The organism is Aliiruegeria haliotis, assembly GCF_003003255.1.
Lineage (GTDB): Bacteria > Pseudomonadota > Alphaproteobacteria > Rhodobacterales > Rhodobacteraceae > Tropicimonas > Tropicimonas haliotis.
Map to the genome: position 1 here is coordinate 1 of NZ_PVTD01000008.1, position 22272 is coordinate 22272.

Here is a 22272-nt window from a genome sequence, read left to right on the forward strand (position 1 = left end):
CGTCTCCGTGCCGCCCGTCTGGCGCCCCGCCGTGCGCCTCAGCGCCGCCGGTGAAGGGGGTTCTACGGATACCAACCAATCCCCGCAAGTGGTTTTTTGAAGAAAAACGAATAGCGACCAAACTTTTCTACGTAATCGTTTAGTTTCAACTGGTTACAGATCAAAAAAGTTACCTCCAAGGTCGCATAAACATGACTTCCGCTAGGGCAGAAAGGACTGATCTGCGCGCGAATCCCAGTTCTCCACAGAGTCGCCCCCAGTTTCGGGCCTATTGGAGGACGGAATCGACCCGAATCCGGCTCTTTCTTCAGCTTCGAACCGGAGGAGCCGCGAAGATTCGAAGCCGCTTCGGCACGAGTCGCAACGCCAGCAGCCCCACGACACATGCGAGGTAGTAGATCGGCTCGAGCTGCCAGCCCTTGACCACCATCACGAAGTGGATGGCGGCGAGAGGGGCCAGAACATAGGTCAGCTTGTGCAGGCGTCGCCACCGGGCAGCTCCCAACTTGCGTAGCGACCAGTTGTTCGAGGTCAGCGCCAAGGGAACCATCAACAGGAACGCCGCCATGCCGATGGTGATGTAGGGCCGTTTGACTATATCTGCCCAGATCAGCGACGGGATCTGAACGTCCAGTACAAGCCAGACCAGCAGATGTGCCAGGATATAGAAGAAGGCGAGCAATCCGATTGCCCGTCGGAACTTCAACAGCCGAATGCCCGCGAACCGCTGCAACGGCGTGATGGCAAGTCCTGCAATCAGGAGCCACAGCCCCCAGAGGCCGAGTTGGTGCTCGATCGCCTTGGTCGGATCGACGCCCAGCTTGCCTTCGAGGCCCTGCCAAAGAATCCAGACAACTGGCACCGCCCCGAGTGGGTACAGTGGCCACGCGGGCACGCGCTTCAGTGCGCTGTTGATAGGGGCGGCCAGATCCATCAGAAGTGTTTCGCCAGATCCATGCCGTCGTAGAGTTCGGCGACCTCGGCCCCGTAGCCATTGAACATCAGTGTCGGAATGCGCCGTGCCCGCAGGCCTCCGCCAATGCGACGCTCCGTGGCCTGGCTCCAACGTGGATGATCCACCGACGGGTTCACGTTGGAATAGAAACCGTACTCACGGGGTTGGGTCTTGTTCCAGCTTGTCGGTGGCTCATCATCGGTCAGAGTGATACGCACGATCGATTTGATCGACTTGAAGCCGTACTTCCACGGCACCACGAGTCGGATCGGCGCCCCGTTCTGGTTCGGAATCGGCTCATCGTATAGTCCAGTGGCAAGGATAGTCAGCGGGTTCATCGCCTCGTCGAGCCGAAGCCCCTCGACATACGGCCAGTCGAGCACGCGCGAGGAGACTCCGGTCATCTCGTCCGGGCGCAGGGCCGTTTCGAAGGCGACGTATTTCGCTCCCGACTGCACGCCGACCCTGTTCAGAAGGTCGGACAATTCAAAACCGACCCAGGGGATGATCATCGACCAGCCTTCGACACATCTGAGGCGATAGATTCGCTCCTCCAGCGTTGTGCCTTTCAGGATGTCATCCATCGTCCAGGTCCCGGGCTTGTCAACCAGACCGCCGACTTCCACTTCCCAGCCATCTGTCGTCAGGCGATGTGCATTTTGCGCCGGATCGTCCTTGCCGGTACCGAACTCATAGAAGTTGTTGTAGGTGGTGATGTGCTCCAGCGTGTTGGGCTCTTCCACGGTGGAGTACCGGGACGGCTTTGCGCCCAGATTGGCCAATGCCGGGCCGGCAATCCCGCCAAGCGCCAAAGCACCGGCTCCTGCCATGATCTGCCGCCTGTTAAGCCAGGCCGATTTCGGCGTCACGTCAGACCAGTTCAGATCATTCTTCCAGCGTCCAGCCATCGGGCTCTCCTTTGCCTTTTGAAACTAGATAGTCGATCCGGGGCCTCCTGTGTTCGTTTGACACCAATTCTCACGGGATCGTTGGATCTTGTCAGAAGACCTGCTGGGTATGGCCGGCATCAAGCGGGCGCGTGAACGGGGGCACGGCCCCGCCGGGACGATAGCTCGGATAGATGTCGCTCATGGGAACAGACGAGCCATCGGCCTGCACGATCCGCACGTGCCGCCGCCGCATTTGCCTTGGTTCCCCGACACCGACGGAGTGGGCGATGGTTTCGACCTCGTGGATCAGGTTGGTGGCGTATTGTGCGACGCGTGTCTCCTTCTCCGCAACCACGAGCCCTTGCTGCAACCGCCTGTCATGCGTGGTGATGCCCGTCGGACAGGTGTTGCGGTTGCACTTGAGCGCCTGGATACATCCGAGTGAGAACATGAAGCCACGTGCGGACGTGACGAAATCCGCGCCCGCCGCCAGTGCCCAGGCCACGTCGCCGGGGTTCACCAGTTTGCCGGAGGCAATGAGCCGTATCCGCTCCTTCAAGCCGTATTCATCCCGAAGGTTGGCGATCCGCGGCAGGCTCTCCCGCACCGGCATGCCCATCAGATCGATGAGCGGCATTGGCGCGGCGCCGGTCCCGCCCTCACCGCCGTCGATCGTGATGAAATCCGGCGCCGCCTCGGGTGGCCGCTTCGACAGGCATTCGAAGAAATCCCGGAAATGTGTCGGCGAGCCGATCACGGCCTTGAACCCGACCGGCTTGCCCGTCACCTCCCGGATGTGGGCGATCATGTCGAGCAGATCGTCCCAATCGTCCACTTCGACATGACGGTTTGGGGAAATGCTGTCCTTGCCTTGCGGAATCCCCCGGATTTCCGCGATCTCGGCGCTGACTTTCGCGCCGGGCAGGATACCGCCCTTCCCCGGCTTGGCGCCCTGGCTCAGCTTGATTTCGAACATACGGACCTGTTCATGTGCCGCCGCGGCGCGCAGCTTCTCATCCGACAGCTGGCCCGCCGCGTCGCGGACACCGTACTTCGCCGTACCGATCTGGAACACGAGGTCGCAATTCCCCTCAAGATGAAAGGGCGACACCGCCCCCTCTCCGGTGTTCATCCAGATCCCTGCCCTTGCTGCGCCCCTGCTCAGTGCGCGCACCGCCGGTTTGGAGATCGCGCCGTAACTCATCCCCGAAATGTTGAAGATCGACCGGGCAAGGAACGGCTTGCGGCAATGCGGCCCGATCAGCATCGGCTCGGTACTGGCGAACTGCCCGTCCACGGGCGGGAACGCTGCGCTGACGAAGATCGGCGTTCCCACGAGGCTGATATTCCGGGTCGAACCAAAGGCTACCATGTTGCTCTCGCCTTCCGAGGCATGGTCGATCCAATCCCGTTGCGCACGGTTGAAGGGCAGTTCCTCGCGATCCATTGCAAAGAAATACTGACGGAAGAACTCGCCCAGATCGCTGAACCAGCCACGAAACCGGCCGATAACAGGGTAGTTCCGTCGAATGGCGTCCTTGGTCTGCGTCCTGTCGACAACGAAGAAGACCACCGCCGCCAACACCACCACTCCAATCACGAAAACAAAGAGCAACATCAGCATCTGAAGGGACCAGAGTGTCCATCCCATCAACTCACCCATCATCGCTGGCACCTCCCACCTGACTGTCAGGCGAAGTCTGCGAGAACCCGCAGGCTCCGACAAGCCCGCACATTGTCCGCGTCGCTTTCGGCAATCAGGCGGCGGAGGCAACGCCGCCGCCGATGACCAATGTGCAAACAGGATTGTTCGCCGCCAGCGCACCGCCCGCGGGGGTCAATGGCAAACAAAAAGAAGAAAAACCGATCCAGAGACGAACCCGTCGCGTAAACCTGACAACGTCCAAGCAGGGCGTGCCACAGATTACAGGAGACCACCATGTTCCGCAGAACGCTTCTCGCCCTCGCCGCTGCCTCCGCGCTGTCCGCTCCCGCATTTGCCGATGGGCATTCGAAGGACATCGTCGACACCGCAATCGGCGACGGCAGTTTCGACACCCTCGTGGCAGCCGTCTCGGCCGCCGGCCTCGTGGACACGCTGAAAGGTGACGGGCCGTTCACAGTCTTTGCTCCCACCGATGAGGCCTTCGCAGCCCTGCCCGCTGGCACCGTAGAAGACTTGCTGAAGCCGGAGAACAAGGATCAACTCGTCGAGATCCTCACCTATCACGTCGTGCCCGCGAAGGTGATGGCAGACGACGTCGCCGGGCAGACCGTGTCCGCGCGGACCGTGAACGGCGAAAAGCTGTTGGTCGATGGTCGCAAAGGCGTGATGATCAACGAAGCCGAAGTGGTGCAGGCCGACATCATGGCCAGCAACGGGATCATCCATGTCGTCGACAAGGTGATCCTTCCGGAAGGCTGAGCGATAGGGCATCCCCTCCGACCCTTGCTTGGCCAGGGGAGTGGCGCACCTCCCAGGCGCCTCTCCCATTTGCCCCTGCGGGGCTTCCCCCCTGCAGAGTCAAGAACCCCGCCGGTGTGTTCCGGCGGGGTTCCCCGTTTTTTGGGCCTTTCAAAGGTCGCTGGTCTGTCAGTGCACCACGGCATCCGATGGCGGGTGCCGGTTGGTCGAACCGATGTGGTCGCCCACGATCAGCCCGTCCGCGCCGGCGGTCACCTCGACGACCGTGCCGTCCATCACCTCGCCCGAAAGGATCATCTCCGCGAGCGAGTCCTGCAACGCCTTCTGGATCACCCGCTTGAGTGGGCGGGCGCCAAAGACCGGATCGTAGCCCTCGTCGGCCAGCCACTTCCTGGCCGCTTCGTCGAGTGACAGCGTGATACCGCGCCGCTCCAGCCGCCCCGAGAGCTGGCCGAGCTGGATATCCACGATCCCGTCCATGTCCTCGCGGCTGAGCCGGTCGAAGATTATGATCTCGTCCAGCCGGTTCAGGAACTCCGGTCGGAAGTGAGCCTTCACCGCATCCATCACATCCCGCCGCGCGTCCGAGGCATCCGCCCCTTCCGGCAACTGGCTCAACGATTGCGCCCCGAGGTTCGACGTCAACACGATCAGTGTCTGCTTGAAATCCACCGTGCGTCCCTGCCCGTCGGTCAACTGACCGTCATCGAGCACTTGCAGCAGCACGTTGAACACGTCCGGATGCGCCTTCTCGACCTCGTCGAACAGCACAACCTGGTAGGGACGCCGCCGCACGGCCTCTGTCAGGACACCCCCCTCGTCATAACCGACATAGCCCGGAGGGGCACCGATCAGGCGGGCAACCGAGTGCTTCTCCATGAACTCCGACATGTCGATGCGGACCATCGCGCTGTCGTCATCGAACAGGTACTCGGCCAGAGCCTTGGTCAGCTCGGTCTTGCCGACACCGGTCGGCCCGAGGAACAGGAACGAGCCCAGCGGCCGCGATTCCTCATTGAGCCCGGCCCGCGCCCGACGCACGGCGTTGGACACCGCGGTCACCGCCTGGCCCTGGCCGATCACGCGCTTGCCGATCTCCTCTTCCATCCGAAGCAGCTTCTCGCGCTCGCCCTCCAGCATCTTCGAGGTCGGAATGCCGGTCCAGCGTTCCACAACCTCGGCGATCTGCTCGGGCCGCACGGCCTCTTCGACCATCACTTCGGATTCACTATCCTCCGCCTCGGCCAGCTGCTTCTCCAGCTGCGGGATGATGCCATAGGAAAGCTCCCCGGCCTTGGCCAGATTTCCCTCGCGCTTGGCAATATCCAGTTCCGCCCGGGCCGCATCCAGTTGCTCCTTCAACTCGCGCGCGCCTTCCAGCTTGTCGCGTTCGGCCTGCCACTGCGCCGTCATCTCCGCCGATTGCTGTTGCAGGTTCGAAAGCTCCTCTTCCAGCTTCTCAAGCCGGTCGCGCGAGGCCGCGTCGTCCTCTTTCTTCAGAGCTTCCGCCTCGATCTGCATCTGCAGGATCTGACGGTCGAGCGCGTCCAGCGCCTCGGGCTTGGAATCCACCTGCATCCTCAGCCGGCTCGCCGCCTCGTCCATCAGGTCGATGGCCTTGTCCGGCAGGAAGCGGTCCGTGATGTAGCGGTGGCTCAACGTCGAAGCCGCCACCAGAGCGGAGTCAGAGATACGCACACCATGATGGAGTTCGTACTTCTCCTTGATGCCACGCAGGATGGAGATCGTGTCCTCCACCGTCGGCTCCTCGATCAGAACCGGCTGGAACCGACGGGCCAGCGCCGCGTCCTTCTCCACATGCTTGCGGTACTCGTCGAGCGTCGTCGCACCCACGCAGTGCAACTCACCACGCGCAAGAGCCGGTTTGAGCAGGTTGGAGGCGTCCATAGCACCATCCGCCTTGCCAGCGCCGACAAGCGTGTGCATCTCGTCGATGAAAAGGATGATCTCCCCCGCTGCAGCCGTCACTTCCGACAGCACGGATTTCAGCCGTTCCTCGAACTCGCCGCGATACTTCGCACCGGCAATCAGCGCGCCCATGTCGAGCGCCATCAGCTTCTTGTTGCGCAAGCTCTCCGGCACGTCACCATTGACGATCCGCAGGGCCAGGCCCTCTGCAATGGCGGTCTTGCCGACGCCGGGCTCACCGATCAGAACCGGGTTGTTCTTCGTTCGCCGAGAGAGAACCTGCATCGAGCGGCGGATTTCCTCGTCGCGGCCGATGATCGGGTCGATCTTGCCTTCCCGCGCCGCCTCAGTCAGGTCGCGCGCGAACTTCTTCAGCGCATCATAGCCTTCCTCGGCGCTCGCCGTATCGGCGGTCCGGCCCTTTCGCACATCGTTGATGGCGGTGTTTAGCCCCTGGGCGCTCACCGCCCCGGCCTCCAGCGCTTCCTTGGCACCGGACCGGACCACGGCCAGCGCGGTCAGGATCCGCTCAACGGGAACGAAACTGTCCCCGGCCTTCGTTGCGATTTTCTCGGCCTCGTCGAGCACACGCGCCATCTTCTGATCCAGATAGACCTGCGCGCCGTCTCCCGACACCTTCGGCAACTTGGCAAGCGCTGCGTCGACCGCTTCGGCCACCCGTTCCGGGGAGCCACCCGCAGCCTTGATCAGGTTGCTTGCCAACCCCTGATCGTCATCCATGAGTGCCTTCAGCAAATGCTCAGGCACCAGCCTCTGGTGCTCTTCGCGCATCGCGATGGTCTGTGCGGCCTGAAGGAATCCGCGCGACCGCTCCGTGAACTTCTCCATGTTCATCGGCTATCTCCTTTCAATAGCGCCCGCGTGGATATCGCCGCCCGCTTTTTGCAGCACGGCGAGGGTGCGAGCCTCCGCATCGATATGGGGTGGAAGAGGCGTCGCCTCAACCCATGCTGTTACAAAATTCCCACAGTCGCCCGCGCTTGACCGCCGGTGACTCCAGGCCGAGGATACCACCGACCCGCAACAGGAGGCCGGATGTCCCGCTTCGACCTGATCAGACCGCGTTCCGGATGGCGCGACATTCTCGAAGGCCAGCCGCAGCATGTTCTGATGCTTGCGCTGATGCTCTGCGGTGCTGCCTACCTGCTGGAAGGTAGCGAGAGCCAGGGGCGGTTTCTCGGCCTCGGCAGCCTTGGCTGGGCGTGGCTCTCGATCTGGCTCGCGGTTGCCCATCAGATTGTCGTCGCTCTCGGTTTCAGGCTGCAACTGCATCGCGCGGTGTTCACCCATGCGCTCGGAGACCGGGACTTCGCGGTGTGGCAGGCAATCTTCCTGCCACTACTCGTGGCGCGGCCAATCACGTTGCTGGTCACGGCTTGGCTCGACGCCGGCAGCCTCGGCGACTGGCGCGGCGTGCAGATCCTCCTTGGCTGCCTTTTGCTTGTTCCGGCCGCCTACACCATGCACTCGGTGCTGCGGCACTTCACCATTCCCCGCGCCGCAGGGGGCGACCATTTCCGCGAGAAATACCACGCCATGCCGATCGTGCGGGCCGGGGCGTTTCGCTGGACGGACAACGCAATGTACGGCATCGCCTTCCTTGGCCTCTGGGGGATCGCCCTTTTGTTTGGTTCGTGGCAGGCGCTGGTCGTCGCGCTGTTCCAGCACGCCTACATCTGGGTTCACATGTACACGGTCGAGGCACCCGACATGCGCTGGCTCTATGGACCGGGGCTTGAAGACGACGCCCGCGACGACTAGGCAGGCGCGAGCCGAATAACGGGAGTTACCTGATGTCCGATGACCGCCTGATTGTCGCCCTCGACGTGCCCAATGCCATCGCGGGGCTCGAACTCGCCGGGCAGATCGGGGATGCCGTCTCCTTCTACAAGATCGGCCTTGGTATGCTGACCGGCGGAGGGCTGGCGCTGGCCAACGAGCTCAAGGACGAGCATGGGAAGCGCATCTTCCTCGACATGAAGCTCTTCGATATCGGGGCCACGGTGGAGGCCGCGGTCCGGGGTCTGGCGCAGTTCGACCTCGACTTCCTGACCGTGCACGGGGATCCGCATGTTGTTCGGGCCGCGCAAGAAGGCAAGGGCGGCACGGGGCTGAAGATTCTCGCCGTCACGATCCTGACCTCGCTCGACCGCGACGACCTGGATGCGGGTCTTATCAAGCCCGGCGATGTCCGGGACATCGTGCTGGAGCGTGCGGTGTACGCCCTGAGAGCCGGCGCCGACGGCCTGATCGCCTCGCCGCAGGAAGCCGCACTCATCCGCGCCTTGCCCGAGGCCAAGGGCAAGCTGATCGTTACACCGGGGGTCCGTCCCGCCGGTGCCGATCTTGGTGATCAGAAACGGGTGACCACGCCGGCCCAGGCCATCGCGAACGGGGCCGACCACGTCGTCGTGGGGCGTCCGGTGTGGACCGCCACGGACCCGCGCGCCGCCGCGGAGGCGATCGTCGCGGAACTCGCCGCGACCTGACCTCGCGCACCACCGCCGCGCGCTCGCGCGTGGCCCGGCCCAACGGGAGGAGGTGCATCTTCGATGCATCGACGACGGGCGGGAGCCCCACGCCCCGAATGCCCGGTCGTCAGGTGATGCGGACGGGGCTGGACAAGTTGAAACTGTGACTTGGCAACAGGGAAGGCTGTCGGTTCGATGTCGTGAACGACTGCCGCCTAGCCGTTGATGTCGTCGTCGTAGGTCTTCACCGATCCGGTCCGGAGCCCGAAGACCTTCCGCAAGGCAAGCCAAGCCAACAGCGACAGCACGGCAAAGGCAAGCAGGGTCACCGGCAGCGACCCTTCGAGCGTGGCCTCAAGTGGCCCCCCGACCCAGACGGCCCCGCCAGTCAGAACCGCGCCTATCGCGAACCCGAGAAAGATCCAGGCGGGCACCAGTACTTCAAGGATGGCCAGCACCAGCCCGGCGACCAGCCAGACCCACCATTCCGTCCACCACATCAGCCGCGCCCCTTCAGAAGCCCGAATGCGTCGCCAAAGGCAGAAATCGCATCGGCCGGCAGCACGACCGTCTGTTTGCCTTCGCCGGCACCCAGTGCCTGCAACGCTTCGACTTGCTTCAGCGCCACCTGGTACTGCGCGGCCTCAAGCCCGTTCTCCTGGATCGCCTTCGCCACGACCGCAGTCGCATAGGCTTCCGCGTCGGCCTGAATGCGCCGCGCCTTGGCGATTTGCTCCGCCGAATAAAGCTCTGCGTCAGCCTGCAACTCGACCGCCCGTTTCTGGCCCTCGGCCTCCGTGACCTGCGCCCGGCGTGAACGCTCCGCGTTGAGCTGTTGGAGCATCGCCTCACGTGTGGCCTGATCGAGATTCACGTCCAGGATCTCCGCACGTGTCACCTCGATCCCCCAGTCATCCACCGCATCCTCGACGGATTCCTTGATCCGGCTGATCAACTGGGAGCGGTTCGACTGAACCTCGTCGAGCTCCATCTTGCCGATCTCCGCACGGACGATGCCCGCCACCGTCGTGGCGATGGCGCTGTCCACATCGCGGATCCTGTAGACCGTTCGCGCCGGATCGTTGATCCGGTAGAAGACCGATGTATCGATCTGCACCAGTACGTTGTCCTTGGTGATCGCGTCCTGGGTCGCATTGGGCAACTGGCGTTCGAGGATCGATACCCGATGCGCGACACGGTCCAGAAAGGGCACGATAAGGTTGAGCCCCGGTCCCAGCACCGAATGAAGGCGCCCGAACCGCTCGATCACGTATTTCTCGGACTGCCCGACAACCCGAACGCCAAGAAGGACGCAGATCAGGATAAAGACAGCCAGGGCGATCAGGACGATACTGCCGCCGGAGAGAGGAAGCTGGTTCATGACGGCTCCTTTGGGGATTCAGGCCGGATTGGTCGGGCTCTCTATACAGCCGGACCGCAGGTCCGAGATAGAGTAAAAGACGCTTTCCGGGAGGATGCGTCGACGCAGGCACACCTCGGCTTTGCATCCCGCGCAGCCCCCGGCCAGCAGGAACCTGACATCGCACCGAAGGCCGGATCCGCCAATGCCCAATGTCTCGACCGCGATACTTCTCCGCAGTCATAAAACTCACATATCGGAATGCTAGGCGGGCCACGACCACGTGTCCCGGGAGCATCCAAACGTGAAACCACCAACTGCCGTCGTGCTCGCGTTGGCCTGTCCGACCTCCGCACTTGCAGAAGGCGTACCGGTAGGAGAGGCGATTTACCTGGCGCACTGCATGGAATGCCATATGGCGTCGGGCGCCGGCGACGATATCGCGCCCGATATCCGTGGCATTCCTTCGAACAATCTGCGCCGCGCCATGGGCGGTCTCGAAGGGATGCCAGAATTCGATTTCTCCGACGAGGAACTTGCCGCGATCCTTGGCTATCTCAAGAGCCTTGATCGATAACTCGGAACTCTGCCCGATCAATCCCCATCGGCCGCGCTGAACCCTGTGTCGACCCCGAGGTTGGGCCCGAGATCCTGAGCCGTTTGCAATTGCAGGTAGCGCACCTTGGCCTGCAGGGATTCAACACGCACCCGGCTCTGCGGGTCCTGCACCGCCTCCGCGATTGGCTGCCCGATTGCCTCGGTGCGGGCGATGGCCTGCTCGATCACCTGCAGGATCCATGCGCGGTCGGTTTCGCGCACATCGCCTGCGAACCCTGCGGCCACGAGTTCCGCGATCCCTTCGAGTTGGGCCACGATGATCTCGTTGGTCAGGCCGGAGCGCCAGGCTTCAGCACGCCGGGGATAGCTCTTTTCGAAGGTCCCCAGCGGGCGTCCGAGCCGGCTGTCCGCAATCCGCGTCAGACCGAAATCGACAGCGGTATACAAGGTCTTCGTGAACTCTTCCGATGACAGGTAGACCGGGTTATTCGGTCCGGCGGCCCGGGCGACATCAGCCCATCCGCCCCCAGAAAACCAGGCATCGTGGATGTCCTGGGAGAACTGGTCGAGGAAACCGGACACTCCCACCAGCGCCGGGCAGGGCTCGATATCGGTATGGAGCAGCCTCTCGATCGCCGGCAGGCCCTGTGCCGCAGCGGAGCCCTGCGCAACCTTGGCGGGATCTTCCTGATCCTCGGGAGGCAGCGATTGCAGCGCCTTCAACCCGCGGCCCACGAAATTCTTCTTGTCAGGCCAGAAGTTGACCGTCAGCGCAGCGCCAAGCTGCTCGATCGGCCCGAACTGGTAGCTGTCCAGCGGCGCCCATGCCAGCCATGTCGCCCGAAGTGAGGTTTTGGCCTCTTCCTCGCTCACCGACCCGTTGCAAAAGGCAACAGAGGTTTCCGCCAACCTCGCCGCCTGATCGCGAAATGCACCGAACTGCCGCTCCAGAACGCCCAAGGATCGGCGGCGGATGGCGTCGTGATCGACCTGCCCACGGCCCGGCGCCCAGTACGGCAGGCCCAGATCTTCGTTGAAGGAATCCTCGCGGCCAACGCCATCGCGCTCTGGCGGTTCGTGGCCGCTCTGGGCCAGCGGCGCACCGGCAAGGGCAACGCAAATCGCGGCGGCGGCCGGGAACAGGGAACGAGGCATCGGATGTCTCCGGTGAGCTGACGGAAGTCGATTGGCTGGCTGCCCCTTCAGTTGCGTCGCCGGGGCGGCATGGCTCGCGCTTCAGGCACATCAGAACTGGCGCCAAAAGGCAACGTTGGAAACGCGGGAGGAGGCGGATAGACCGCCTCCTCCCTTGATGGTGTCAGGCAGGATCCGCCCGGCTTACTTCTTCCACAGCCACATGGCGTTGTTCTCGTGATTGCCCGAGTCTTCACCGATAACCACGGCACCGTCGGCCAGAACGATCAGGTTGTCCGGGTTCGACACCGACTCGAGTGGGCAGGCGTTCGGAGAGGCTTCCTTTTCGTAGCCGGAGCCGGCGACGACGGGGACCATCATGTTGGTGTCGAAACTGGCGTCGAGCGGCATTTCATAGACCACGCCGCATTTGTTCTCTGCCAGGTCGATGTCACCTTCGCCATCGGACATGGTTTTGCCGATCGAGGACATCGCCATGTACATGTACGGAACCGATCCATCCTTGGCGCTGCCGTAGTTGATGTTCACGCCCTCCATCTTGCGGAACTCGCCAGTGGCTCCCTTTGCAACGGCAGCGCGACGGGATTCGAGGAATGCCACGCGGTTGTCGGCGGCCTCTCCGGCGGCCCAGGCCGCGATCTCCTCGTCAGAGATGTAGTTGGTCTCCCCGGCCTTGAAGTCCGCGGTTCCGATGCCGTCGTAGTCACGGATCCAGCCAGCGATCTCGTCGTTGGTGCCATGCGCCAGCTCAACCCACTCGATCTTCAGGCGGGTGGTGGCGGCGTCGGCCTGCGCCTCGGCTTCCTGGGTGATTTTGGCCGCAAAAAGTGTCCCCGCCGAGAGATCATTCGCAACATCGGCGACGAACTTGAAGAAAACGACGCCCGTGCCGTCATCGGACAGGTACACGGTCTTGTTGTCCGGCATGACAACCGCGTTCTCGTGGGAGAAGCGGCCGAGGGTGAAGTGTTTCACCGGCACCGGCGTTCCGGCCGGCTCGGTGATCTCGACGATGTAGCCATAGTCGTAGGGGTTCGGGAATTTGTCGTCGCCCAGGTAGCTGGCGAGAATCTGGGTGTCTTCGTGGTACTTGTACTCGGGGTTGTTCCAATCGACCGTATCGTCGAAATAGAGCTCCTCGGAAGTCAGCGGCGTGTTCCAGGGCGACAAGGTGCCGAAGCAGTTCACCCAGGTGCCGTTTACGGCCGAGAAATCGATCATCATCAGGTCGGACGTGTCGGCGGTCCAGGTGCCATCCCCGGCGCGGGAGACCTTGACGCGGGACATGCCGCCGGGACGGTTCTCCCAGTTGGTAAACAGATAGCCTTCGCTCTCGCCGGTGGCGACATAGGCATTAAAATCCGGATCGTTGGAGACCAGGAGGTCTTCGCCGGCATTCGACTTGATCACGCCGACAATGCCCTCGTCGCCTTCCTGGATCAGGATCTGGAAATCTCCAAGCGAGGAGCGAACCACCTTCTTGTCCTCGTCGGTCGCGGCCGGGGCCAGCGGCTCGGCATCCCAGTTGACGTTGGAGATCACGCCGACGGAGGCCTTGGCGAAGGCATTGCCGATCTCCTTGTTCGGGTGCTGGGTGTTGAAAAACAGATCCGGGCCAACTTCGAACAGGCCAGTGATCTCGGCGTCGAGCGGAACCGTGGCGATCCGCTTGAAGGTTTCGGCGTGAGCCGGGGCGGTCAGGGCGCTCGAGACGAGAAGCGCGGCGGCGATGGACTTTTTCATGGTCGCTCCGTTGGCTGAGACACTACGGCTGGATTGCCGTGTGAGTCCGAACTGCCGCTCATTGACCAAAGGAATGTAACGCCGGTGTGAACCTGGCAGGCTCAATTCCAGAAACTCGTATTGCTGTCAGCGGTTTCGAATTTCTGCCGAGCGTTCAGGCATCTCGGAAAACCCATGGCCCAAGATTGCAGCGAACGCCCTGTTCCGGCCCCGGGTTCCTTCAGGACCGTGTGCCCATTTCGGTCGCCTCCGTCGCCGCACCCGAAGGACTGGGGAAGCCGGAGCACCGTGCCGACCATTGCCCCCGGCGGCCCCGAGAAGGCGACCTTTGAGGGCTGCCACTTGCTCCCTGCCGATTTGCCCCATAGGGATTCCTGCGTGAGACCCGACCGGCGCCATGCGCCGGGCCCGACAGACAAGGGAGCATGAATGCCAGGTGAGACAACCGATCCGGTGAGCCGGTTCCTTGAGGGATATGTCCCACCTGCAGGTGTGCCCGACGAGCTTCTCCAACCCGATGGCGAGGTGCGGCCGGTCTGGGCCGGCTTCATAAAGCGACTGGCTTCGATGCCACCGGAGAAGCTCGCCGCCAGGATGGCGCATGGCGACCAGTACCTGCGCGACGCGGGTGTTCACTTCCGGCGCTATGGTGCCGACGATGCCACGCGGCGGGACTGGCCACTCAGCCATATTCCTCTACTGATCAGCGAGGATGACTGGCAGGAGATCGCGGCGGCCCTAACCGAACGGGCGGACCTGCTCGAACGCATCGTGGCCGACCTCTACGGAGAGAACCGGCTGGTGTCCGAGGGGCACCTGCCCGCGGCGCTCATCGCACAGAACCCCGAATGGCTGCGCCCGCTTGTCGGCGTCAAACCCCGGTCCGGCCACTTCCTGCATTTCGTTGCATTCGATATCGGTCGCGGCCCAGAGGGGCGCTGGTGGGTCCTCGGGGACCGCACTCAGGCTCCGTCGGGCGCGGGTTTCGCTTTGGAAAACCGGATGGCGACCACGCGGATCTATTCCGACATCTTCGCAGGGGCCAACGTCACCCGGCTCGCGGCCTTCTTCCGCGCCTTTCGCGACACGCTCATGGACATGCGCGCACCGGGCGAAAGCCGCGTCGGCATCCTCACCCCCGGGCCGATGAACGAGACCTACTTCGAACACGCCTACATCGCCCGCTACCTCGGTTTTGCCCTGCTCGAAGGCGAGGACCTCGTTGTGCAGGACGGGCGGCTCATGGTGCGAACGATCAACGGACTGGGACCGATCTCCGTCCTGTGGCGGCGCCTGGATGCTGCCTGGGCCGATCCTCTGGAGCTCGAAGAAGGCTCGCGGATCGGCACGGCGGGCCTGTTGCGGACGGTACGGGACGGCAATGCAACGATGGTCAATGCGCTTGGCGCGGGCATCCTTGAAATGCGGGCGCTACAGGCTTTCATGCCGCGCCTCAGTCAGCTGCTGGACGGCAAAGCGCTGCGCATGCCCAACATCGCTACATGGTGGTGCGGTCAGAAGAGTGAACGCGATCACGTCCGCGCCAATACTGGACAGATGACGCTGAGCTCGGCGCACGCCACCGGGCTCGCCTACGAAACCGGCAACATCGACCCGCCCGAAGCGGATCTGGATGCCTGGATCACCCGGATGGGGCCGGCCATCGTCGGGCAGGAACAGGTGCGGCTCTCGACCGCGCCGGCCTTCGTCGAAGGCACCCTGCGTCCGCGCCCCATGAGCCTGCGCGTGTTCCTCGCACGTACTCGTGATGGCTGGCGGGTGATGCCGGGAGGCTTCGCCCGGATCGGCTCTTCTCCTGATTCCAACGTTCTGGCAATGCAGCAGGGCGGGCGCGTGGCGGATGTCTGGGTCATCGGTCGGCAGACGGAACCAGCGGAAACGAACCTGCCAAGGCCCGACGGCACCTTCGCCCGCACGCCGCCCGGTGCATTGCCCAGCCGTGCCGCCGACAACCTGTATTGGCTCGGGCGATATGTGGAACGATCAGAGCACCTCGTTCGCATGCTCCGCGCACACCATGCCCGGCTGGCCGAAACGGACACGCCCGAAAGCCCGCTCCTTGCACTGACCCGGCAGCATCTGGAGGTATTCGGTTGCCGGGTCGATCACCCCGTCCCCGAAGCACTGGTCCAGACGATCGGCGCGGCGGATGGCAGCGCCGGACATGTGAGCGACCGCTTTTCAGTGGACGGCACGCTCGCCCTGCGCGACCTCCACCACACGGTCCGTGCCTTCGCCGAGCGCGTCGAAACCGGCGACGACGCGGCCCGGGCCATGAGCGTGCTGCTGCGAAAGCTCAGCGGTTTCTCCGGCCTCGTGCATGACAACATGTACCGCTTCACCGGCTGGCGGTTCCTGTCGATCGGAAGGGCGCTTGAACGGGCGGCGAACATAACGTCGTGCCTTGCAACCTTCGCAGCACCGGACGCCCCGGCTGCCGGGCTCGACCTCGCCATAGAAGTCGGCGACAGCGTCATGACACACCACCGCCGCTATACTGTGGCGACCAATCGCGAAACTGTCCTCGACCTGCTGGCGTTGGACGAGTTGAACCCACGGTCCGTGCTCTGCCAGCTTGGCGACATCGAGGGGCATCTCGACCACCTGCCTGGCTCCGGCCAACACCGGCAGATGACCCCGCTCAGCCGCGCGCTGCTCAAGGCGCGCACCGACCTTGCGTTGCAGACCCCCGGGATCCTCGACACCGACATCCTTCGCCGGCTTTCGGCAGAAATCTCCGACATGTCCGACCAGCTTACGCTGGCCTACCTCAGCTAGGGGTCGCCATGCTCTACGACATCCGCCTGACCATCGGCTACAGCTACCCGGTCCCGGCCGTCGGCGGCAGACACCTGCTGCGCCTCGAACCCCTTGAGCGCCCCGGACTGCAAAAATGCCTGACCCGCCGACTCACGGTCACGCCCGAACCTGTCGAATGGCATCACCGCAGGGATTTCTTCGGCAACGACACGGTGGAGATCACGCTCGCGTCTCCTCATTCCGAATGCAGGTTCGAATCCGTGGCGCGGGTCGAGCGGCATGGTAGCGATCGCCTGCTCGACGTGTCCCCCCGCCCTGCCGACCTCGCGCGTTACATCGGGGCCGCCCGTGGCCTCGATCCGCATTCACCGCATCACTTCACCGGCCCCTCGCCCCGGATCACACCCCACGTGGAAATGACACATTGGGCGCGGCACGCCACCGCCGGTGCCGCCACAACGCTCGACACCGTTCGGGCGCTGGGAGAACGTATCCACGAGGAGTTCACCTTCGATCCGAACGCCACCGACGTGCATACCGAGGCCCTTGCCGCATTTCGCAGACGCGAGGGTGTCTGCCAGGATTTTACCCACGTGATGATCGCCTGCCTGCGGGGCGTTGGCATCCCGGCGGGCTATGTCAGCGGTTTCCTCAGGACGGTGCCGCCCGAAGGCCAGCCCCGTCTCGAAGGCGCCGACGCGATGCATGCGTGGGTCCGCGCCTGGTGCGGCCCCCAGATGGGCTGGGTCGAGTATGACCCGACCAACGCGCTCCAAGTCTCGGCAGATCACATGGTGGTCGCCTGCGGTCGTGACTACGCCGATGTCGCACCGGTTCGGGGCGTCATGCGCACCTCGGGCGAGCAGGTGACAAGGCAGTCCGTGGATGTTCTCCTGGTGAACGAGCCGGATCAGCCGGGAAGCGTCCCCGTCATCACGTAGCGCAGCATTTGCACCACTTGCTGCGGCGTCTCCGCCACCGCGAGCGCGGCTGCATCGACCTCCTTCAATGCGTGCTGGTGGTCGGGACCGTGCATCACGATCAGCGACTTGCCGAGGGCAGCCGCGTACCCGGCATCGAACGCGGCGTTCCATTGCTTGTACTTGTCGCCGAACCGCACGACGACCACATCGGCACCGTCGATCCCGCGCCGGGTGCGGATGGCGTTCAGCTTTGCGCCCTTGTGGTCGTGCCAGAACTTGTCCGGCTCCGCCCCCAGGATTGCCACGCCGCAATCGTCACTCGCGGCGTGGTCGGTCACCGGACTTTCGAACAGGACATCCAGCCCCTCGGCCCCTTCGATGATCTGTTCGCGCCAGTCCGTGTGGATCTCACCCGACAGGTAAACCTTGAGCGTCATGTTCGTCTCCTCCGTGCGCCCGGAAAGGGCGCGTTCAGGCCGGCATGGGGTGCCAGCGGCTCAGATACCACCAGATACGGCAGGCCCCGTGAAGCGCAAGGGGGGCGAAGCGAGCAATGGCAGGCAGTGCTTCGCGCCAGCCATGCAGCGCGGCCCAACGCAACACTGTCAGCACCGCTGCGGCGTAGATCCAGCGTTGCAGGGTCCAGGATGGCTTGGGTCCCATCCTGCGGACCAACTCATTGAATTGCGTCGTGGCCAGCGGAAGAAGGATCGCGAAGGCCAAACCTCCGGTCCAGAGTTCGAAGCGTGAAGCCTGCTCCAGCCGTCGCTGTATCAAAGTGTCCGCTGTGTAATGCGCCACGTGCAACGCGGTTTATCCGAAGGCCGCAACACCGAAGCACCCACAGTTTCGCCGCAACCAGCGCGGCCCACGCCACCCGGGCAGCAACAAGGTCAGCGGCGCGACGAGGATGGCGACGATCATGAAGCGCGCCGCGTGTTCTCCAGTCGGGTGCAGGAGCATATGTGCCACCCGTGGATTGCCGGCGCTGGCCAGTTCGGCGGCAATGCCTTCGGCGGGAAGGGCAAGAGCCACCCGGAGAACATGGGCAGAAAGGCGATTGCGCATATCGGCCTCGTCTGCGGGGAGCGACTTGCTCCTCGAACCATCGCGGACATCGTTCCCGTCGCTGGTACAGACGAAAAAGAGGCGCCAAGGCGCCGCTTTCCACATTTCCGGGGTGCTCGGCCTTGCGCCGATCAGAGGATGAGCACGGCGCGGCCGCACCCGCCCCTGTCTTCAGCCGCGCAGAACGCCACCCGTGGCCTTGCCAACCTTGGCGATGACCTTGGCACTTACCGCCTCGATCTCTTCCTCGGTCAGTGTTTTCACCTTGGGCTGCATCCGCACGGTGATGGCGATGGACTTCTTGCCCTCGCCCATTTGCGCCTCTGCCGTTACTCCGTGGAACTCGTCGAAAACGCGAACCTCCTCGATCAGAGTCTTGTCTGCGCCGGCTGCGGCGTTGACCAGCGTCAGCGCCTCCACCTGAGCGTCGAGCACGAAGGCAAAATCCCGCTCCACAGCCTGAAGGTCGGCCAGTGTCAACGCACCTCGGTTGGTCCCCTTCGCCTTCGGGAAGGGGATCGCTCCAAGATCGACCGAGAACGCGACGGCCGGACCTTTCACATCGAGCGCATCAAGCACCTTCGGGTGCAGCTCGCCAAAAACACCGAGCACGTTCTTCGGCCCCAGGCATATCGCGCCGGAGCGGCCCGGGTGGAACCAGGCCGGAGCATCGCGCCGGATCTGCGCCTTCGCGGGGGCACCGATGGCGGCAAGTACCGCCTCGATATCTGCCTTGGCGTCAAAGAGGTCCACGGCACGCCGTGCGCCGTGAACATCCTTGGGGCCGGAATGGCCAACCAGAACGCCAACCGCCACCTGCCGCTGTTCGTCCGGTTCGCCGCCATCAAATGCCGGACCGACCTCGAAGAGCGCAAGATCCGCGAAACCGCGCGCCTGGTTGCGCGCGGCGGCCTGCAACAGCCCCGGCAACGGAGACGGGCGCATGTGGCTCATTTCCGAGGAGATCGGGTTTTCAAGCTTCGTCGCATCGCCGCCGCCGCCAAACAGGGCAGAGGACGCTTGATCGACGAAGGAGTAGGTCACGCATTCGTTGTAGCCAAGTCCGGCGATGGTCCGTCTCGCGGCCCCCTCGCGCCGCTGGAGCGGGGTCAGAACCGGCGCCGGTACACCTGTTCCAGTACGCGGAAGCGGTTTGCCCTCAAGCTTGGTGAGCGACGCCATCCGGGCGACCTCCTCAACCAGGTCCGCCTCGCCCTGAACATCGGGGCGCCAGGTCGGAACCCGGGCCATGTCCCCCTCCAGAACGAAACCAAGCGCCTCCAGCGTCGCCCGTTGCACGGCTTCCGGGATCTCCATTCCGACGAGGCTCTCGACCCTTTTGGCGTTCAACCTGTACGCGCGGGAGACGTCCGGCACGGCACCTGCAACGATCAACTCGGATGCCTCGCCGCCGGCAGTGTCCACGATCATCCGCACGGCATGCTCCAACCCTACGGGCGTGAAGGCCGGGTCGATACCGCGTTCGAACCGGTATCGGGCATCGGAATTGATCTTCAAGGCACGACCGGCATAGGCGATCTGGATCGGATCCCAGTAAGCGCTCTCGACAAAGACGTTCACGGTCTCCTCGGTGCAGCCGGTCCCGAGCCCCCCCATGATGCCGGCAATGCTCTCAGGTCCGTTGTCGTCCGAGATCACCATCTGGCCGGGTTGAAGCGTGTATTCCTTCTCGTCCAGCGCCAGGATCACCTCGCCGCCAGCGGCCCGATGCACACGCAGATTGCCCTGTACCTTGTCCATGTCGAAGACATGGAGCGGGCGGTTGCGGTCGTAGGTGAAGAAATTCGTCACATCCACCAGGAAGCTGATCGGGCGCAGACCAATCGCTTTCAGCGCATCCTGCAACCATTGCGGCGAGGGGCCGTTCTTCACGCCCCGAATGACGCGGCCGCAGAAGACCGGGCAGCCATCCAGCGTGTCCTCGTAGATGCTGACAGAAATCGGCGCCGCGAAGCTCGCAGGTACCGGTTCAACAGGGCGGGGAATGAGCGTGCCCAGGCCACGGGCTGCCAGGTCCCGCGCGACACCCTCGACACCCAATGCATCGGGGCGGTTCGGTGTGATCGCGATCTCGATCACTGGGTCGACCTTCTCCGGCTGATTGGCGGCAAGCCAGTCGGTGAACTTCTCACCCACTTCGCCGGAGGGCAGCTCGATGATACCATCATGCTCGTCGGACAGCTCCATCTCCCGCTCCGAACACATCATGCCATGGCTTTCGATCCCGCGGATCTTGCCGACGGCGATGGTGGTGTCGATCCCCGGCACGTAGGTGCCCGGCTTTGCGACCACGACGGTGATGCCCTGACGTGCGTTCGGGGCGCCACAGATGATCTGCAGATCCCCTTCGTCCGTCTCCACGGTGCAGACGCGCAGCTTGTCGGCATCCGGGTGTTTCTCCGCAGTTTTCACCTTGCCGATGGTAAAGGCGCCGAGCCGCTCCACGGGGTTCTCTACCCCCTCGACCTCAAGCCCGAGGTCGGTCAGGGCATAAAGGATCTCGTCCAGCGTCGCCTGGGTGTCCAGGTGGTGCTTCAGCCAGGAAAGCGTGAATTTCATCGGGAAGGTCCCTACAGCATCCGAAAGTCGCGTGTCCTTAGCCGAATTGCCGCCGGGGGTGAAGGGGGCTTGCCCGGAAGGGGCTTGCAAAGCGGGCGCACAAAGGTTGCCGTTGGGTAAATAGCGTTGAACGAAGCAGAACAAAGCGCCGGGATTGTTGACGAGAATGAGGCACTTCTGCCTAGATCTCGACACATTTCCGCCCTAAGCTGGACATGTTATCGGTGGGGGCCGATTTCATGACATTGCTGCCAAGGAGAGAGCAAATGGGGGCTCTTGCTAATGTTGTCGGCGGATTGTGGAAGCCATTGGCGCTCGGACTTCTGGTCCTTGTCGCACTAGGTCTTATGTCCGACGATTCCGGTTTTGCCGCTGGAAAGTTCAATTGCTCCGGGTTCACCAACGACCCGGATCTGAATCGTATCATCTGCCAGTATCACCCGGTCCGGATCTGGAACACACCCGTGACCGAGCTTCTTCCCTTCCTCGCACCTGCGACGGAGACAGCCGCGAACTGACGGCGGCACATTGTGGTATAGGTAAATGGTTTGACACGCCCTCCTCGGGCGCAGTGTTTCGTGCGGCCTGAGGGTCGGTCGCTGCCCTACCCGAGATCCTCCACAACCCTGAACCTTTCACAGACCAGATCCATCCGCGCGTCGAAGCCACCATTGCGCTCAAAATAGGCGCGATGCCCATGCTGCCAGCCTTCGAGACTGTCGTTTTCGCCCTCAGCCAGCGCGAATCCTTCCTCCACATCGCAGAATCGCCGGATCTCGACCTCCGTCGTCTCGATCACCAAGGCGGGGAAGCCATCCCAGTCGAGGGCAATGTCGCATCGCCCAACCACAGGGAGCGCCTCTCCGTCCGTGTGGAAGTCGCGAAGCGCTCCGCAGGTCGCGCGCTTTCGCCCACTGCGGACCAATCCGATGAGCTCATCACAGAGCGCCCGGGTATCGCCAAAGGTGAAGGTCTCCGCACCGGGGAAACGCTGCTGAAGCCTCCTGATCGCCTCCCGGGCGCCCGATCCTGCCGTCTGATCCACGCCATTTCTCCACAATTGGCCCAAATTTTAGGCAGATTGTCCGCGTAGGAGTGAGGATGCACAAGTCCGAAAGGCGAATCGATGCAGAGTACGCATAGCCAAGACCCTGGTTATATGTTCCTCGCGCTGGTCATATTGATCGGCGGGCTCATCGTTGCCACCACATGGCAGACCACCCAGGCGACCGACGCCCAGAAGGGACCGGCCCGCGTCGTGACTCTTGGCCAGTCGGTCAGTCGGTGTACAACACGGAGCTTCAGTTCCGGGACGCACAAGATCGGCTGTCAGGAGGATTCACGAAGCGTCCGCCGTGGCGGCGGGGTCTTCATGCGCCCGCCGGAATAGACACAGGAAGCAACGCGAAGGGG

At 63.4% G+C, this 22272-nt stretch carries 20 protein-coding genes; 7 read left to right on the forward strand and 13 right to left on the reverse strand.

The window, feature by feature from the left end:
* Window positions 1-307: 307 nt before the first annotated feature.
* From msrQ to CLV78_RS16880, 3 genes are all read right to left on the reverse strand, one after another.
* A complete protein-coding gene (gene msrQ, locus CLV78_RS16870) occupies window positions 308-934 on the reverse strand; it encodes a protein-methionine-sulfoxide reductase heme-binding subunit MsrQ (protein WP_106206200.1) in 627 nt (208 codons plus the stop codon).
* Window positions 934-1863, reverse strand: coding sequence for a protein-methionine-sulfoxide reductase catalytic subunit MsrP (gene msrP / locus CLV78_RS16875; protein ID WP_106206202.1), 930 nt, complete (start codon window positions 1861-1863; stop codon window positions 934-936). Before msrP ends, msrQ begins: the two co-directional genes overlap by 1 nt.
* A gap of 91 nt (window positions 1864-1954) precedes the next feature.
* Window positions 1955-3511 (reverse strand): FMN-binding glutamate synthase family protein, encoded by a 1557-nt coding sequence (locus CLV78_RS16880; protein WP_425427961.1) that lies wholly within the window; start codon window positions 3509-3511, stop codon window positions 1955-1957.
* 273 nt (window positions 3512-3784) lie between these two features.
* Between CLV78_RS16880 and CLV78_RS16885 the strand changes: the two genes are divergently transcribed.
* Entirely contained in the window at window positions 3785-4270 is a 486-nt protein-coding gene (locus tag CLV78_RS16885) for a fasciclin domain-containing protein (protein WP_106206204.1), read from the forward strand.
* Window positions 4271-4438: 168 nt separating this feature from the next.
* Here CLV78_RS16885 and clpB read toward each other — a convergent pair whose 3' ends face one another.
* A complete protein-coding gene (gene clpB / locus CLV78_RS16890) occupies window positions 4439-7054 on the reverse strand; it encodes an ATP-dependent chaperone ClpB (RefSeq protein ID WP_106206206.1) in 2616 nt (871 codons plus the stop codon).
* Window positions 7055-7255: 201 nt separating this feature from the next.
* Here clpB and CLV78_RS16895 point away from each other — a divergent pair, with 201 nt between their 5' ends.
* Together CLV78_RS16895 and pyrF are read left to right on the forward strand one after the other, a co-directional pair.
* Window positions 7256-7981: a methyltransferase gene (locus tag CLV78_RS16895; RefSeq protein ID WP_106206208.1), complete on the forward strand. Its 726-nt coding sequence runs from the start codon at window positions 7256-7258 to the stop codon at window positions 7979-7981.
* A gap of 32 nt (window positions 7982-8013) precedes the next feature.
* Window positions 8014-8709, forward strand: coding sequence for an orotidine-5'-phosphate decarboxylase (gene pyrF / locus CLV78_RS16900; RefSeq protein WP_106206210.1), 696 nt, complete (start codon window positions 8014-8016; stop codon window positions 8707-8709).
* A gap of 197 nt (window positions 8710-8906) precedes the next feature.
* Here the strand turns inward: pyrF and CLV78_RS16905 are convergent, their stop codons facing one another.
* Both CLV78_RS16905 and CLV78_RS16910 read right to left on the reverse strand, forming a co-directional pair.
* Window positions 8907-9191, reverse strand: coding sequence for an NfeD family protein (locus tag CLV78_RS16905; RefSeq protein WP_106206212.1), 285 nt, complete (start codon window positions 9189-9191; stop codon window positions 8907-8909).
* Entirely contained in the window at window positions 9191-10072 is an 882-nt protein-coding gene (locus tag CLV78_RS16910; protein ID WP_106206214.1) for an SPFH domain-containing protein, read from the reverse strand. The genes CLV78_RS16905 and CLV78_RS16910 overlap by 1 nt, the downstream gene beginning before the upstream one ends.
* A gap of 283 nt (window positions 10073-10355) precedes the next feature.
* Here CLV78_RS16910 and CLV78_RS23695 point away from each other — a divergent pair, with 283 nt between their 5' ends.
* The gene (locus CLV78_RS23695; protein ID WP_146136716.1) at window positions 10356-10628 is read left to right on the forward strand and encodes a c-type cytochrome; all 273 of its coding nucleotides are present in this window, start codon (window positions 10356-10358) and stop codon (window positions 10626-10628) included.
* Window positions 10629-10645: 17 nt separating this feature from the next.
* On the opposite strand, the gene CLV78_RS16920 is transcribed toward CLV78_RS23695, so the two are convergent.
* Together CLV78_RS16920 and CLV78_RS16925 are read right to left on the reverse strand one after the other, a co-directional pair.
* Window positions 10646-11764: an imelysin family protein gene (locus CLV78_RS16920; RefSeq protein WP_106206218.1), complete on the reverse strand. Its 1119-nt coding sequence runs from the start codon at window positions 11762-11764 to the stop codon at window positions 10646-10648.
* Window positions 11765-11947: 183 nt separating this feature from the next.
* Window positions 11948-13507, reverse strand: a complete 1560-nt coding sequence (locus CLV78_RS16925) for an alkaline phosphatase PhoX (protein WP_106206220.1) — start codon at window positions 13505-13507, stop codon at window positions 11948-11950.
* Between the two features lie 429 nt (window positions 13508-13936).
* Here CLV78_RS16925 and CLV78_RS16930 point away from each other — a divergent pair, with 429 nt between their 5' ends.
* Together CLV78_RS16930 and CLV78_RS16935 are read left to right on the forward strand one after the other, a co-directional pair.
* Window positions 13937-16306 (forward strand): circularly permuted type 2 ATP-grasp protein, encoded by a 2370-nt coding sequence (locus CLV78_RS16930; protein ID WP_106206222.1) that lies wholly within the window; start codon window positions 13937-13939, stop codon window positions 16304-16306.
* 8 nt (window positions 16307-16314) lie between these two features.
* The gene (locus CLV78_RS16935; protein ID WP_106206224.1) at window positions 16315-17229 is read left to right on the forward strand and encodes a transglutaminase family protein; all 915 of its coding nucleotides are present in this window, start codon (window positions 16315-16317) and stop codon (window positions 17227-17229) included.
* Here the strand turns inward: CLV78_RS16935 and CLV78_RS16940 are convergent.
* The 4 genes from CLV78_RS16940 to pheT form a co-directional block, all read right to left on the reverse strand.
* The gene (locus tag CLV78_RS16940; protein ID WP_106206226.1) at window positions 17199-17648 is read right to left on the reverse strand and encodes a YtoQ family protein; all 450 of its coding nucleotides are present in this window, start codon (window positions 17646-17648) and stop codon (window positions 17199-17201) included. The genes CLV78_RS16935 and CLV78_RS16940 overlap by 31 nt on opposite strands.
* A 34-nt stretch (window positions 17649-17682) precedes the next feature.
* Window positions 17683-18012: a cytochrome b family protein gene (locus tag CLV78_RS16945; protein WP_146136717.1), complete on the reverse strand. Its 330-nt coding sequence runs from the start codon at window positions 18010-18012 to the stop codon at window positions 17683-17685.
* 12 nt (window positions 18013-18024) lie between these two features.
* The gene (locus CLV78_RS16950; RefSeq protein ID WP_146136718.1) at window positions 18025-18279 is read right to left on the reverse strand and encodes a hypothetical protein; all 255 of its coding nucleotides are present in this window, start codon (window positions 18277-18279) and stop codon (window positions 18025-18027) included.
* 171 nt (window positions 18280-18450) lie between these two features.
* The gene (gene pheT, locus CLV78_RS16955; RefSeq protein ID WP_106206232.1) at window positions 18451-20859 is read right to left on the reverse strand and encodes a phenylalanine--tRNA ligase subunit beta; all 2409 of its coding nucleotides are present in this window, start codon (window positions 20857-20859) and stop codon (window positions 18451-18453) included.
* A gap of 266 nt (window positions 20860-21125) precedes the next feature.
* Here pheT and CLV78_RS16960 point away from each other — a divergent pair, with 266 nt between their 5' ends.
* Window positions 21126-21377: a hypothetical protein gene (locus CLV78_RS16960; RefSeq protein ID WP_106206234.1), complete on the forward strand. Its 252-nt coding sequence runs from the start codon at window positions 21126-21128 to the stop codon at window positions 21375-21377.
* Window positions 21378-21463: 86 nt separating this feature from the next.
* On the opposite strand, the gene CLV78_RS16965 is transcribed toward CLV78_RS16960, so the two are convergent.
* On the reverse strand, window positions 21464-21904 hold the full coding sequence (locus CLV78_RS16965; RefSeq protein WP_245925136.1) for an ASCH domain-containing protein: 441 nt from the start codon (window positions 21902-21904) through the stop codon (window positions 21464-21466).
* Window positions 21905-22272 lie beyond the last annotated feature (368 nt).

Excerpts from the sequence above, each read along its gene's own strand:
- CLV78_RS16895 (WP_106206208.1), top strand. The coding sequence starts at position 7,256 with ATGTCCCGCTTCGACCTGATCAGACCGCGTTCCGGATGGCGCGACATT.
- CLV78_RS16920 (WP_106206218.1), bottom strand. The coding sequence starts at position 11,764 with ATGCCTCGTTCCCTGTTCCCGGCCGCCGCCGCGATTTGCGTTGCCCTT.
- msrQ (WP_106206200.1), bottom strand. The coding sequence starts at position 934 with ATGGATCTGGCCGCCCCTATCAACAGCGCACTGAAGCGCGTGCCCGCG.
- CLV78_RS16940 (WP_106206226.1), bottom strand. The coding sequence starts at position 17,648 with ATGACGCTCAAGGTTTACCTGTCGGGTGAGATCCACACGGACTGGCGC.
- CLV78_RS16950 (WP_146136718.1), bottom strand. The coding sequence starts at position 18,279 with ATGCGCAATCGCCTTTCTGCCCATGTTCTCCGGGTGGCTCTTGCCCTT.
- CLV78_RS16905 (WP_106206212.1), bottom strand. The coding sequence starts at position 9,191 with ATGTGGTGGACGGAATGGTGGGTCTGGCTGGTCGCCGGGCTGGTGCTG.
- pheT (WP_106206232.1), bottom strand. The coding sequence starts at position 20,859 with ATGAAATTCACGCTTTCCTGGCTGAAGCACCACCTGGACACCCAGGCG.
- CLV78_RS16880 (WP_425427961.1), bottom strand. The coding sequence starts at position 3,511 with ATGATGGGTGAGTTGATGGGATGGACACTCTGGTCCCTTCAGATGCTG.
- CLV78_RS16885 (WP_106206204.1), top strand. The coding sequence starts at position 3,785 with ATGTTCCGCAGAACGCTTCTCGCCCTCGCCGCTGCCTCCGCGCTGTCC.
- CLV78_RS16910 (WP_106206214.1), bottom strand. The coding sequence starts at position 10,072 with ATGAACCAGCTTCCTCTCTCCGGCGGCAGTATCGTCCTGATCGCCCTG.
- pyrF (WP_106206210.1), top strand. The coding sequence starts at position 8,014 with ATGTCCGATGACCGCCTGATTGTCGCCCTCGACGTGCCCAATGCCATC.
- msrP (WP_106206202.1), bottom strand. The coding sequence starts at position 1,863 with ATGGCTGGACGCTGGAAGAATGATCTGAACTGGTCTGACGTGACGCCG.
- CLV78_RS16925 (WP_106206220.1), bottom strand. The coding sequence starts at position 13,507 with ATGAAAAAGTCCATCGCCGCCGCGCTTCTCGTCTCGAGCGCCCTGACC.
- clpB (WP_106206206.1), bottom strand. The coding sequence starts at position 7,054 with ATGAACATGGAGAAGTTCACGGAGCGGTCGCGCGGATTCCTTCAGGCC.
- CLV78_RS16960 (WP_106206234.1), top strand. The coding sequence starts at position 21,126 with ATGGGGGCTCTTGCTAATGTTGTCGGCGGATTGTGGAAGCCATTGGCG.
- CLV78_RS16935 (WP_106206224.1), top strand. The coding sequence starts at position 16,315 with ATGCTCTACGACATCCGCCTGACCATCGGCTACAGCTACCCGGTCCCG.
- CLV78_RS16930 (WP_106206222.1), top strand. The coding sequence starts at position 13,937 with ATGCCAGGTGAGACAACCGATCCGGTGAGCCGGTTCCTTGAGGGATAT.